Below are 12,546 nucleotides of genomic sequence, written 5' to 3'. Positions count from 1 at the left end.
GCCGTCACGCTACGCCCGGGGCCCGGCCCGGCGCGACGCACGGCCGCCGCCCGCCGGGATCAGCCGAAGAGGATCGCGGCCTCGTCGTAGCGGTGCTGCGGCACGGTCTTGAGGCGGCCGAGCGCCTCCTCGAAGCCGACGTGCACGATGTCGGTGCCGCGGAGCGCGACCATGCGGCCCCAGTGGCCGTCGCGCACGCTGTCGACCGCGGCGAGGCCGAGGCGCGTCGCGAGCACGCGGTCGTACGACGACGGCGTGCCGCCGCGCTGGATGTGGCCGAGGGTCGTCGCGCGGGTCTCGATGCCGGTGCGCTCCTCGATGATCGGCGCGAGCTGCTCGCCGATGCCGCCGAGGCGCGGGCGGCCGAACGCGTCCAGCCCGCGCTCGCCGTGCGCATCCGACGCGTGCTCGGGCACGAAGCCCTCCGCGACGACGACGAGCGGCGCGCGCCCGCGGTCGTAGGCCGAGCGGACCCAGGCGATGATCTCGTCCATGCTCGTCTTCTGCTCGGGGATGAGGATCGCGTGCGCGCCCGCGGCCATGCCGGAGTGCAGCGCGATCCAGCCGACGTGCCGGCCCATGACCTCGGCCACCATGCAGCGGCTGTGCGAGTCGCCCGTGGTGCGGAGGCGGTCCATGGCGTCGGTCGCGATCTGCACCGCGGTGTCGAAGCCGAACGTGTAGTCGGTGGCGTCGAGGTCGTTGTCGACGGTCTTGGGGACGCCGACGATCTTCAGGCCCGCGTCGGTGAGGCGCTTCGCGGCCGCGAGCGTGCCCTCGCCGCCGATGGCGAGGATCGCGTCGATGCCGAGGCGGTCGAGGTTCTCCTGGATCCGCTCCAGCCCGCCGTCGCCCTCGAACGGGTTCGTGCGGCTGGTGCCGAGGATCGTGCCGCCCTGCTTGCCGATGCCCTGGATGTCGCGGCGCGCGAGCGGCATGACGTCGCCGTCGACGACCCCCCGCCAGCCGTCGCGGAAGCCCACGAACTCCTGCTTGTGGATGGTCGTTCCCTTGAGCACGGCCCCGCGGATGACCGCGTTGAGTCCGGGGCAGTCTCCGCCTGAGGTGAGGATTCCGATGCGCACACGTCCATCATGGGGCACGGTCCCGCGAGACTGGGCGGATGGACATCGAGCCGGCCGCGCGCCCGCACCCCTCCCCTCGCCCCGTCGACGACCTCGACGCGCTCGCGCGCCGCGCCCTCGGGCTCGTGCGCGACGACGGCCGCGCGATCCTCGCCCTCGCGGGCAGCCCCGGCGCCGGCAAGACGACCCTCGCGCGGGCCCTCGTCGCGCGGGTGGACGCGCTGGCCGGCGACGGCACGGCCGCGTACGTGCCCATGGACGGCTTCCACCTCGCCAACGCGACGCTCGACCGGCTGGGCCGCCACGACCGCAAGGGCGCGATCGACACGTTCGACGGCTGGGGCGTGCTCGCCCTGGTGCGGCGCCTCCGCACGGAGACCGGCCACGCCGTGTACGCGCCGTCCTTCGACCGCGCCGTCGACGAGGGCGTCACCGGCGCGGTCGCGGTCGAGGCGGACGCGCGCCTCGTCGTGATCGAGGGCAACTACCTGCTCGTCGACGAGGACCCGTGGGCCCAGCTCCGCGCGGAGGTCGACGAGGCGTGGTTCTGCGCGACGCCGGGCGACGAGCGGTTCGCGCGCCTGGTGGACCGGCACACGACGGGCGGCCGGGCGCCCGACGCGGCGGAGGCCTGGGCCCGCGAGGTGGACGGCGCGAACGCGGCGCTCATCGAGGGGACCCGCGGCCGCGCCGACCTCGTCGTGGCGGGCACGGCCCCGGGCGTACCGGAGGCGTCCGCCGGCTAGCGGGGACGGGTCAGAGCTCGACGGTCCCGTGCTCGCCGACGTCCTTCGGGCGCTCGCCCGTGATCGCGGCCTTGGCGTACTTGATGAGCGCGATCGGCTTCGGGGTGTCCTGGTACCAGTACTCGGCGGCGTCGGCGTGCACGCGGATCAGCGCGACCGTCGGGTCGTCCTTGCCGTCCTCGAACCACGCCTCGGCGCCCGTCGACCACAGCTCGTCGATGCGCGCGCGGTCGCGGGTGACCTCGGCCGTGCCCGCGATGGAGAGGAACCCGTCGCCGGACTGCAGCGACACGTTCACCTGGTCGTTCGCGCGGATCTCGGCGGTCTTGTCGCTCGGGTCCTGCGTGAAGAACCAGAGGTCGCCGTCGAAGTCGCGCTCCTGGCTGGCGAGCGGGCGGCTCACGAGCTGGCCGTGCGCGTTGACGGTGGTGAGCAGCGCGATGCGGGCGCTCTTCACGAGCTCGGCGACGCGCTCGCGGTCGTCCTGGTGGTCGTTCGTGGTGTCGGTCATGCGGCCGACGCTACGCGCGCCGGGCCCGGCCGGAGAGGGTCGGCGGCCGTGCGTACCCTGAGGGGATGGACCAGGGCGGCGTGGAGGCGACGGCCCCCGACGCGCGCACCGCCTACCTCCCCGATCGCGAGGTCGACCTCCGGCTGCTCCTGCGTCCGCTGTTCCGCGGCGTCGTGGATCCCACCTGCCGCTGGGATGCCGCCCCGCCCGGCTCCCGCCGCGTCGGCGTCTGGCGCACCGCCAGGACGCCGCTCGGGAACGCGTCGCTCCGCCTGGATCCGCGCGCCGACGGAGGCGTCGAGGCGCGCGCCTGGGGACCCGGCGCCGAGTGGGCGATCGCCGGCGTGCCGGAGCTCCTCGGCGAGGGCGACGACTGGTCCGACCTCGACGTCTCCGCCCACCCGCTCCTCCGCGACGCGCGCCGCCGCCTGCCCGCGCTCCGGCTGATGCGCACGAACCACGTGTTCGAGGCGATGGCGTCCGCGGTGCTCGAGCAGAAGGTCACCGGGCTCGAGGCCAGGCGGGCGTGGCGGCAGCTGGTCCTCGCGCACGGCGAGCCCGCGCCCGGACCCGTGCCGCCGGGCATGCGCGTGCTGCCGTCGCCCGAGCGGTGGCGCCTCATCCCGTCGTGGGAGTGGCACCGCGCGGGCGTGGATCCGAAGCGGTCGCGCACGCTCATCGCCGTCGCGACCTCGGCGGCGGACCTCGAGCGCACGCTCGCGCTCGGGCGGGGGAGCGACGAGATCACCCGGCGGCTGCGGTCGATCCCGGGGGTCGGGATCTGGACGGCGGCGGAGACCACGCAGCGCGCCCACGGGGATCCGGACTCGGTGAGCGTGGGCGACTACCACGTGCACGACATGGTCGGGTGGGCGCTCGCGGGCCACGCGGTCGACGACGACGGGATGCTCGACCTGCTGGAGCCGTGGCGCGGCCACCGTCAGCGGGTGATGCGGCTCATCGAGTCGAGCGGGTTCCGGAAGCCGCGCTTCGGCCCGCGCATGACGGTGCAGGACCACCGCGCCCACTGAGCGCCGGGCCGCGGTCTCGCGCCGCCGGGACGCCGGCCGCCGGCCGCCGGCCACTGGCCGCCGGATCAGCTGTCGGCGGCGATGCCCTGGGGCAGGTCCGCGCCGGCCTTCGTGAGCGCGTCCACGAGGTCCTGGCCGGCGACGGTGGTGATGATGTCGCCCTGGACCCTCAGGGTCGGGGTGCCCGTGACGCCCGCCGAGGTCGCGTCGGAGGTGTTGCTCGTGATCCACGACGAGTACTTCCCCTCGGCCACGCACGTGCGCGCCGCGTCCGCCGTGACGCCCTGCGAGGTGAGCCAGGTGACGAAGTCGGCGTGGGTCCACGAGTCCGTGATCGTCGAGTGGTTGTCGAACAGGGCCGAGTGCACGGCCGGCCACTTGTCGGGCTCCTCCGCGAGCACGCACGCGGCGGCGCTGCCCGCGACCACCCCGTACTTCGTGACGATCTGGATGGGGTGGTAGACGATGCGCACCTGGCCCGTGGCGGCGATCCTGTCGAGCAGCGGGCCGGTCTCGGCCTCGTACTGCGCGCAGTGGGGGCACGAGTAGTCCTCGAACACGTCCATGGTCACGGGGGCGTCCGCCGCGCCGACGCTCACGCCGGTGGGCTCGGTCGCGATGCGCACCTGGTCGCCCGTGGACAGCGCCGCGGTCGTGTCCTGCGAGGGTCCCGCGGCGCTCGCCGACTGGGACTGCCCGAGGAGGTAGACGCCGCCGGCGATGGCGGCGATGACGATGACGAGGCCGCCCGCGACGGAGAACTGGGCGATGAGGCGGCGGCGCTTGCGGCGCCGGTCGTCGAGGGCCCTCTCGATGCGTGCCTTCTCGCGGATCGCGCGTACCTTCTCGTTCTCATGCCGGGCCATGCCGATGATCCTAGGGATCCGCGTGACCCGGGCCCTGGGAGGCGCCACAGTGGCGCGTATGGATAGGCTCGGCGCGTGCCCGACGACGTGACGTACGTACCCCGCCTCCCCACCGGCCAGCAGCACGAGCTCCTCGCGGAGGTGGACGGCCGCACCCAGCGGATCGTCGTCGCCGAGGTCGGCGCCGCGCTCCGCGTGCTCCAGGTCGACGGCACCGACCTCGTCCAGTCCTACCCGGACCAGGCGCGGCCCCCCTTCTGCAGCGGCGTCGTGCTCGCGCCCTGGCCCAACCGGATCCGCGACGGCATCTGGGAGCAGGACGGCGTCACCCACCAGCTCGACATCACCGAGGTCGACCGCGAGAACGCGATCCACGGGCTGCTCCAGCACGCGCCGTACCGCCTCGTGGAGCGCGACGACGTCTCCGTGACGCTCGCCGCCGACGTCCACCCCCAGCGCGGCTACCCCTTCGCCCTCGAGACGAGCGTGCGCTACGAGCTCACCGGCCAGGGAGTCCGCGTCACGCACGTGATCCGCAACGTCGGGTCGGCTGACGCCCCCGTCGCCGTCGGAACGCACCCCTTCCTCCGCGTGGGGGACGTGCCCACCGAGGACCTCGAGGTCGTCGTCGACGCGCCCACCCACATCGAGGTGGATCCCGTGCGCCTGAACCCCACGGGCGTCCAGGCGCCGGTCGACGGCACGCGGTTCGACCTGCGCCAGGGCGTGCGCGTCCGCGACGCCCAGCTCGACGACGCGTGGGCCGACGCCCGCGTGGTCGACGGCGTCACCCGCCACGGCGTGCAGGCGCCCGACGGCCGGCGCACCGAGATCTGGGCCGACGGCGAGTTCACCTACTGGCAGGTCTTCGTCACGCCGTGGTACCCCGTCGCCGACGGCCACGTGTGGGCCGTCGCGGTCGAGCCGATGACGGCGCCGGCCGACGCGTTCAACTCGGGCGACGGGCTGATCACGCTCGCCCCCGGATCCGAGTGGTCCGGCACCTGGGGCATCGACCTGCACGACTGACCCGCGGGAGGCCGCCCCGTCGGGGCTCCAGCGGGAGCCCGTGGTCGGAAACCGAAGCGGCCCCGGACGCCGGGCGCCGACCGTCCTAGCGTCGGAGCATGACCGACGACACCACGACCACCGCTCCCCTGGACAGCATCACGGGCGTGCACCACGTGCGCATCTCCGTGACCGACCTGGGCCGCTCGCGCGCCTTCTACGAGGGCGTGCTGGGCCTCACCCCCGCCATCGTGAGCGAGGGCGACCCGGGCGACGCGGCCGTGCGCGAGGATCCCGCGCAGTACTTCGGCGGCGTCATCTACGGCGTCGGCTCGCAGCTGTTCGGCCTCCGCCCCATCTCCGACGGCGGGGCCGCAGGCGACGGCGCCGCGATCGACCCCGCGTCCCGCGGGCTCGACCACGTGAGCCTCCAGGTGGGGTCGCGCGACGACCTCGTGCGCGCGGCCGCGCTGTTCGAGGAGCGCGGCATCGCCCACGGCGAGGTCATGGACTTCCCCACGGGCATGTCGATCCTCTCCGTGCAGGACCCCGACGACATCAACGTGGAGCTCGTCGCCGCGGGCTGATCCGCGCGCGCGCCTACAATTTCCCCTAGTGCCGAACCGCGCACCGCACCGGCCGAGGAGGACGCGATGACGACGACGGATCCGCTGGCGCTCGAGAGCCAGGTCTGCTTCCAGGCGGTGGTCGCCGCCCGCACCGTGGTGGCCGTCTACCGGCCGATCCTCGAGCCGCTCGGCCTCACGCACACGCAGTACCTCGTGATGCTGGCGCTCTGGGAGCGGGACGACCGCTCGGTCTCGGACCTCGGATCCACCCTGCAGCTCGAGCCGGCGACGATCACCCCGCTGCTCAAGCGGCTCCAGGGCGCCGGGTTCGTCGACCGGGCCAGGAGCACCGTGGACGAGCGCGTCGTCGTGGTCTCCCTCACGGACGCCGGCCGTGAGCTCCGCGGGCGTGCGCTGGACGTGCCCGCGCGGGCCGCGGCGCGCACCGGCATGACCGTCGCCGAGCTCGAGGCGCTCCGCGACGCGCTCGACGACGTGGTGGGGCGGCTCACGGGCGCGCTCGCGGAGGACGAGGCCGCGGCCTGATCCGGCTGCGGCCGCATCGCCACCGCGAGCGCGCCCGCATCGGCTCCGCCCGTGATCAGCGCCCGACGTCGAACGGCGCCCAGCTCGCGTCGGTCACGCGCGTCGTGCCGTCCACGCCCTCCACGGAGAGGCCCGCGCCGTCGAGCGTGCCGACCGTCGCGGTCGTCAGGACGGCCGCGTCGCCGTCGACGAAGGCCTCCAGCGTGCGGTCGTCGAGGACGAGGTCCAGGGTCACCGGATCCGCCGGCGCCGCGTCGGGCAGCGGCGCGGTCGCGGGCCGGTCGTAGGCGTCGGGCATGATCCCGTCCGGGTCGTCGTCGCGCACGACGAACGCCTGGCGCCTGGCCGCGTCGTAGCCGACCGTGACGGTGCCGCCCTCGGGCGAGGCGAGGCGCACGCGGGCCTCGCGCGCGGGATCCGCGGGGTCGGGCGTGAGCGTCAGGCGGAGGCGCGAGGGGCCGCGCGGCGCGTCCCCGAGCCGGGTCGCGGCGTCGACGCGCGCGTCCGGGATGTCCCGGGCATCGCCCTCGCGGGCGGCGAGGGCGTCGAGGGGTGCCGAGCGCAGCGCCCACCCCGCGCCGTCGGCCACCAGCCGCAGCTCGCGCACCAGCGACTGGCCGCCGCCCGCGCCGCCGTCCCGCAGCGGCAGGCGGTCCGCGTAGTCCCAGCTGCTCGTCCAGCCCATCGCGTAGCGGCGGGTGGGCGTGGCGCCGTCGGTCGGATCCGCCCAGGTGACACCCGCGTAGAGGTCGGCGCCCTGGTCGAGCCAGCGGGGCGCGTCGTCCTCGGTCGTGAAGCGCTCGCCGTCGAAGTCGCCGACCCAGTACGCGTACCCCGTGCCGCGGCCCTGGCCCGCGCCGTTCGCGCCGACGCCGAGGACCCAGCGGACGCGGCCCGGAGCGTCCGCGCTGGCGATGGGGAAGACATCCGGGGTCTCGAGCGTGCCGAGGTCGTCGCGCGCGAAGTCGGAGCGGTAGGTCCAGTGGATGAGGTCGGGCGACGTGTAGAAGCCGACGCGGCGGCCCTCCGCGAGCGCCATGCTCCACCTGCCGTGCTCGCCGTCCCACACCACCTTCGGGTCGCGGAAGTCGGGGCCGCCCGGGTTGTCCAGGACGGGATTGCCCGCGTAGGGCTGGAACCGGTAGCCGCCGTCGGTGGAGTAGTAGAGGGACTGCCGCTGCACGCCGTCGGACTGCTGCGTGAGGATCGCGATCACCGTGCCCGCGCCGAGGCCGGACGTGTCCGTGGTGTCGACCACGACGCTGCCGGTCTCCGCGTCGCCGAGCGGGGTGTCGTACTTGTCGACGGCGATGCCCTCGTCGTGCCACGTGACCAGGTCGGCGGACGTGTAGTGGCGCCACGCGGATCCGTTGCCGCCCGGGTGGTCGACGTTGACGAGCGCGTAGGCGTGCCAGACGCCGTCGAGCAGGAAGGGGCGCTGCGGGTCGTTCATGAACTCGCCCGACGGGCGGATGTGGATGCCGTCGGCGGCGGCCCGGGGCGCGGGCGGCGGGGGCGCGACCGGCCCGCGGTCGGCGCCCGTGATGCCGCGCACGGCGACGACGAGGGCGGCGACCAGGAGGATCGCGACGCCGGCGAGGAGGGCGCGGCGGTGCCGGCGGGCCAGCGAGCGGATGCGGTCGCGCCGTCGTGACGCGACGCCGGCGGCAGGCGGGCGCGACGGGGGAGCGGTCATCTCGTCGGTCTCCTCGCGGTGGGCGATCGGGGCAGACGGGTGGCGGAGCGGAGCGGGAGAGCATGCACCGCCGCACGACCGACCAGCGACGGTACCGGCTCGACGGGGTCGCGTCCACCCCTCCCGGGAGACACGCCCGGGATCGGTCGCCGACCCCGTCCGGGGGCGCCTCCGCCCCTAGGCTCGCCGTCCGGGGGAGCGTGCACCGCGCGTCGCGATCGGTCTTGTCGATACGAGAACGAGAGTGAGAACAGGTGACCAAGAGAATCAGACGCGGGCTGTCCGCGTCCGCTGCGGCGACCCTGGTGGTGGCGTCCGCGCTGCTCGCCGGCGGATCCGCCCAGGCCGCGGGCACGACGCCGCCTCGGCCCGCCGTCCACACCCAGGAGGCGTACGCGCCGGAGGACGACTTCACGGCCCACTGGACCCGGGCGGACGCCAAGCAGATCGCGAAGCTGTCCGACCCGACCGCGCCGCCCCGGCAGAACTCCATGCCCGAGGCGCTCACGATGCCCCAGGTGCCGCAGGACTTCCCGACGATGACCGACCAGGTGTACGTCTGGGACACCTGGCCGCTCACGGACGCGTCGGGCCAGACCTACAGCGTCGACGGCTATGACGTGATCTTCGCGCTCACCGCCCCGCGCACCCTGTCGTTCGACGACCGGCACACGTACGCCAAGATCGGCTACTTCACGCGGCCCACCGGGATCCCGACGGAGCAGCGGCCCGAGAACGGCGGCTGGACCTACCAGGGGAACGTGTTCGAGGACGGGGTCACGGACGGGATCTTCCCCGACCAGTCGTTCTCGCAGCAGGCCGAGTGGTCGGGCTCCGCGCGGATCATGGCCGACGGCACGGTCAAGCTCTTCTTCACCGACGTGGCGTTCTACCGCGACGACAAGGGGCAGGACGTGAAGCCCGCCGACCCGGTGATCTCGCTCAGCCAGGGGCGCATCGAGAAGGTCGACGGCGCGGTCAAGACCGCCGGCTTCGAGACGGTGACGCCGCTCCTGCGCCCCGACGGGCAGAGGTACCAGACCAACGAGCAGAACTGGTCCACCAACTTCCGCGACCCGTTCACGTTCACGGATCCGGAGCATCCCGGCAAGACGTACATGGTGTTCGAGGCCAACGTCGCGGGGAAGCGCGGCGAGCAGGAGTGCGACGCCACCGACCTCGGCTACCGGAAGGGGGATCCGGCGGCCGAGGACCCGAAGGAGGTGACGGCGAGCGGCGCGAACTACCAGATGGCGTCCATCGGCTTGGCGGTCGCGGACGACGCGGACCTCACGAAGTGGCACTACCTGGATCCGCTGCTCGAGTCCGCCTGCGTGACCGACCAGACCGAGCGGCCCGAGGTGGTGATCGAGAACGGCAAGCACTACCTGTTCACGATCAGCCACCGGTCGACCTTCGCGACGGGCCTCGACGGGCCCGAGGGCGTCTACGGCTTCGTGGGGAACGGCCTGCGGAGCGACTACAAGCCCATGAACGGCGGATCCGGAATGGTGCTCGTCAACCCGACGAACCTCAACTACGCGGGCGGCACCGCGTACGCCCCCGACTACAACCAGACGCCGGGCGCGTTCCAGGCGTACTCGAGCTACATCCTGCCGGGCGGGCTGGTGGAGTCGTTCATCGACGCCGTCGGCACGAAGGAGTCCTTCCGCCGCGGCGGGACGCTCGGGCCGACCGTGAAGCTCGACTTCGACGGCGACACCTCGGAGCTCGACCGGGGCTACGGGGACGGGGGGCTCGGCGGGTACGCCGACATCCCGACCACCCGGGTCTACGACCCGGCGCACCCGCCGCAGTAGGGCCGGGCGCGGCGGCGGCGGCCTCCCGCCGTCGCCGCGCCCTCCCGGGCCGCTCCTCTACACTTCCCTCGATGCCTGTCCCGTCCCCGATCCCTCCGCGCGTCCTGCGCGTGATCCGGGGGCTCGCCGCATCCACCACCGCCACGTTCGTGGCCGCCCTCTTCCACGAGGCCGGCGGCGGGGCCGCTCCGTCGTGGGGCGTCGTGGCGTTCGGGCTGGCGCTCGCGTCGCTCGCGGCCATCGCGCTCGCCGGCCGGCGCACGGCACTGTGGCGCCTCGTCGCCGCGGTGGGCGTCAGCCAGCTCCTCTTCCACGGCCTGTTCACGGCGGCGGGCGGCGCGACCGGGCAGGTCGTCGCGGCGGATCCGCACGCGGGCATGGGGCACGGCACGACGCCCCTCGCGCTCCCCGGCCTGGACCCGGCCGGCGCGGGCGCCATGGGCGCGTCGGGCGCGCTCGACCCCGTCATGCTGCTCTCGCACGGCGGCGCGCTGATCGTCACCGTCCTCGCGCTGCGGCATGGCGAGGCTGCCATCCGCGCGCTCGTCGCTGCCTCCGCGCTCGGCGTGGTGCGCGCGCTCGCGATCCCCTTCCTCCGGCCCGAGGGGCGCCGCACCACGGCGCTCGCCCGGGTCGCCCGCGCGCCGCTCGCGCTGCGCGACCGCTGCGCGCGCCTCGGCCGCCTCCGGCACCGCGGCCCGCCGCGCGCGCGCGCGCTCGCCGCCGCCTGACGCGCCGGCCGGATCCCGCGGACCGCGGATCCCGGCCCATCGCGCGAGCCCGCTCGCGCCGCGGACGCGATGCCCCGCATCGCCCGCCCCCTCTCTCCCGCACCGGACGCCGGCCCCGCCGCGTCCGCTCCCGGGGCCGCCCCTGCGCGGCCCGGAACAGGACACCAGCAATGACCACCTCATCCCCCTCCGCCCCCCGTCGCCGGATCCTCCGCTCGGCCACCGCGCTCGTCGGCGGCGTCGCGCTCGCCGTCGCCGTGCCGCTCGCGGCCTCCGCCCACGTGCGCGTCTCGCCCGATCAGGCGGCCGCCGGCAGCTACAGCACGCTGACCTTCAAGGTCCCCACCGAGTCCGCGACCGCGACGACCACGAGCGTCACCGTCGACCTGCCCAAGGACACCCCGTTCTCGAGCCTCTCCACCGAGCCCGTGCCCGGCTGGACCGCGAAGGTCACGACCGAGAAGCTCGACACCCCGGTGAAGACGGACGACGCGACCATCACGGACGCGCCCATCGAGGTCACCTGGACCGCCGACGACGGCGTGGGCCTGACGGCCGGCGAGTTCCAGCGCTTCACGGTCTCCGTCGGTCCCGTGCCCGACACCGGCAGCATCATGCTGCCCGCGCACCAGGGCTACTCCGACGGATCCATCGTCGACTGGGACCAGGCCACCCCGGCCTCCGGCGAGGAGCCGGAGCACCCCGCGCCGACGCTCTACGTGGACGACGCCCCGCCCGCCGACTCCATGAGCGCGATGACCACCACCGCGGCGCCCGACGCGACCGTCACGACGGCGTCCTCCGACGCCGGCTCCACGAGCAGCGCGGTCGCGGTCGGCCTCGGCGTGGGCGGCCTCGCCCTCGGCGCGGTGGCCCTCGTGGTCGCGGTCTTCGCCCTCACCCGCGTGCGCCGCGAGGGCGGCGGCCAGGCGTGACGCCCGGCGAGCGCATCACGGCCCGCGTCGGGCGCCCGTCGGCCTCGCGACGTCGGCGGCTCGCCGCGGCGGTCGCCGGCGCCGCGCTCGCGACGGGCGCGTTCGCGCTCGCCGGACTGGCGCAGGGGAGCGGGCCCGACGGCGCGCTGTCGGCGTCCGCGCACGACTACCTCGTGTCGAGCTCGCCGGCGGCCGGATCCACCGTCGACGCGCCGCCGTCGGAGGTCGCGCTGACCTTCAACGACGTCATCCTCGACCTCGGCACGGCGGCCGGCGCCGGCGGCGACGCCGCGACCGGCGGCGCATCCGGCGCGGGCGGGTCGTCCATCGTGCAGGTGACGGGACCGGACGCGCAGGGCACGCACTTCGAGACCGGCTGCGCCGTGAACTCCGGGCGCACCGTCTCGGTGCCGGTCGCGCTCGGCGGATCCGGGCAGTACACGGTCACGTGGCGCGTCGTCTCGGCGGACGGGCACCCCGTCTCCGACTCGATCGCGTTCACGTACCAGGCCCCCGACGGCGCGACGCCCTCCGCGGGCACGCCCGCCGGCCCGGGCTGCGCGGCCGCCGAGGAGGGGGCCGCCGGATCCGGCGCCGCCTCGTCCGGCGGGTCGAACCCGTCCGCCGCCGACCCGGGCACCGCGGCCGGGCAGGAGCAGGGCCTCGCACCCTACCTCGGCGTCATCGTCGGCGTGGGCATCGGGATCGTCGTGCTCGCGGCAGCAGCCGTGGTGCTCATCGTGGTGACCGGGCGGCGGAAGCCGGCCGGGGCGGCTGCGACGGGGCACCCCTCCTCCGATCTCGACAGCGATGGAGGGCCGGGCGCCTCGGGGGTCTGATCGCGGCTGGGCCATCGAGGTGGGCACGCGGGCTCTCGTCCTCGTGCCCACCTCGTCCCCGCGGCGGCGAGCCCCCGCGACGGGGTCATCCCCGCGTGACGGTACGCGGCCCATCGGGCCGCGCTACGCGGAGAACCCAGTGCTGAGGCCGGTAGGTACCGCA

General features: G+C 75.0%; 13 protein-coding genes. 9 read left to right on the top strand and 4 right to left on the bottom strand.

The window, feature by feature from the left end:
* Positions 1 to 59: 59 nt before the first annotated feature.
* Positions 60 to 1,085, bottom strand: a complete 1,026-nt coding sequence (locus ITJ44_RS06505) for a 6-phosphofructokinase (protein WP_194633892.1) — start codon at positions 1,083 to 1,085, stop codon at positions 60 to 62.
* A gap of 38 nt (positions 1,086 to 1,123) precedes the next feature.
* Between ITJ44_RS06505 and ITJ44_RS06500 the strand changes: the two genes are divergently transcribed.
* Entirely contained in the window at positions 1,124 to 1,831 is a 708-nt protein-coding gene (locus tag ITJ44_RS06500; protein ID WP_194633891.1) for a nucleoside/nucleotide kinase family protein, read from the top strand.
* A gap of 10 nt (positions 1,832 to 1,841) precedes the next feature.
* On the opposite strand, the gene ITJ44_RS06495 is transcribed toward ITJ44_RS06500, so the two are convergent.
* Complete coding sequence (locus ITJ44_RS06495) at positions 1,842 to 2,342, bottom strand: pyridoxamine 5'-phosphate oxidase family protein (protein ID WP_194633890.1); 501 nt, start codon at positions 2,340 to 2,342, stop codon at positions 1,842 to 1,844.
* A gap of 65 nt (positions 2,343 to 2,407) precedes the next feature.
* Between ITJ44_RS06495 and ITJ44_RS06490 the strand changes: the two genes are divergently transcribed.
* Complete coding sequence (locus ITJ44_RS06490; RefSeq protein WP_194633889.1) at positions 2,408 to 3,373, top strand: DNA-3-methyladenine glycosylase; 966 nt, start codon at positions 2,408 to 2,410, stop codon at positions 3,371 to 3,373.
* A gap of 65 nt (positions 3,374 to 3,438) precedes the next feature.
* Here the strand turns inward: ITJ44_RS06490 and ITJ44_RS06485 are convergent, their stop codons facing one another.
* A complete protein-coding gene (locus ITJ44_RS06485) occupies positions 3,439 to 4,239 on the bottom strand; it encodes a thioredoxin domain-containing protein (RefSeq protein ID WP_194633888.1) in 801 nt (266 codons plus the stop codon).
* A 75-nt stretch (positions 4,240 to 4,314) separates the two neighbouring features.
* Between ITJ44_RS06485 and ITJ44_RS06480 the strand changes: the two genes are divergently transcribed.
* From ITJ44_RS06480 to ITJ44_RS06470, 3 genes are all read left to right on the top strand, one after another.
* Positions 4,315 to 5,268 (top strand): aldose 1-epimerase family protein, encoded by a 954-nt coding sequence (locus ITJ44_RS06480; protein ID WP_194633887.1) that lies wholly within the window; start codon positions 4,315 to 4,317, stop codon positions 5,266 to 5,268.
* 98 nt (positions 5,269 to 5,366) lie between these two features.
* The gene (locus ITJ44_RS06475) at positions 5,367 to 5,834 is read left to right on the top strand and encodes a VOC family protein (RefSeq protein WP_194633886.1); all 468 of its coding nucleotides are present in this window, start codon (positions 5,367 to 5,369) and stop codon (positions 5,832 to 5,834) included.
* Between the two features lie 66 nt (positions 5,835 to 5,900).
* Positions 5,901 to 6,362 (top strand): MarR family winged helix-turn-helix transcriptional regulator, encoded by a 462-nt coding sequence (locus tag ITJ44_RS06470; RefSeq protein WP_194633885.1) that lies wholly within the window; start codon positions 5,901 to 5,903, stop codon positions 6,360 to 6,362.
* 55 nt (positions 6,363 to 6,417) lie between these two features.
* Here the strand turns inward: ITJ44_RS06470 and ITJ44_RS06465 are convergent, their stop codons facing one another.
* Positions 6,418 to 8,058 carry a glycoside hydrolase family 32 protein gene (locus ITJ44_RS06465; RefSeq protein WP_194633884.1) on the bottom strand — a complete coding sequence of 547 codons (1,641 nt, stop codon included), beginning with the start codon at positions 8,056 to 8,058 and terminating at the stop codon, positions 6,418 to 6,420.
* A gap of 254 nt (positions 8,059 to 8,312) precedes the next feature.
* On the opposite strand from ITJ44_RS06465, the gene ITJ44_RS06460 reads away from it, so the two are divergent.
* From ITJ44_RS06460 to ITJ44_RS06445, 4 genes are all read left to right on the top strand, one after another.
* Positions 8,313 to 9,878: a glycoside hydrolase family 68 protein gene (locus ITJ44_RS06460; RefSeq protein WP_194633883.1), complete on the top strand. Its 1,566-nt coding sequence runs from the start codon at positions 8,313 to 8,315 to the stop codon at positions 9,876 to 9,878.
* A 71-nt stretch (positions 9,879 to 9,949) separates the two neighbouring features.
* The gene (locus tag ITJ44_RS06455; protein WP_194633882.1) at positions 9,950 to 10,609 is read left to right on the top strand and encodes a hypothetical protein; all 660 of its coding nucleotides are present in this window, start codon (positions 9,950 to 9,952) and stop codon (positions 10,607 to 10,609) included.
* Between the two features lie 170 nt (positions 10,610 to 10,779).
* The gene (locus ITJ44_RS06450; protein WP_194633881.1) at positions 10,780 to 11,544 is read left to right on the top strand and encodes a YcnI family protein; all 765 of its coding nucleotides are present in this window, start codon (positions 10,780 to 10,782) and stop codon (positions 11,542 to 11,544) included.
* Positions 11,541 to 12,383, top strand: a complete 843-nt coding sequence (locus ITJ44_RS06445; RefSeq protein WP_194633880.1) for a copper resistance CopC family protein — start codon at positions 11,541 to 11,543, stop codon at positions 12,381 to 12,383. The genes ITJ44_RS06450 and ITJ44_RS06445 overlap by 4 nt, the downstream gene beginning before the upstream one ends.
* The last annotated feature ends 163 nt before the right edge of the window (positions 12,384 to 12,546 follow it).

Source organism: Clavibacter sp. VKM Ac-2873 (genome assembly GCF_015351075.1).
Classification (GTDB): Bacteria; Actinomycetota; Actinomycetes; order Actinomycetales; family Microbacteriaceae; genus Clavibacter.
Note: the sequence above shows the minus strand (reverse complement) of the source record. Positions and strands in the feature narration are given on the sequence as shown.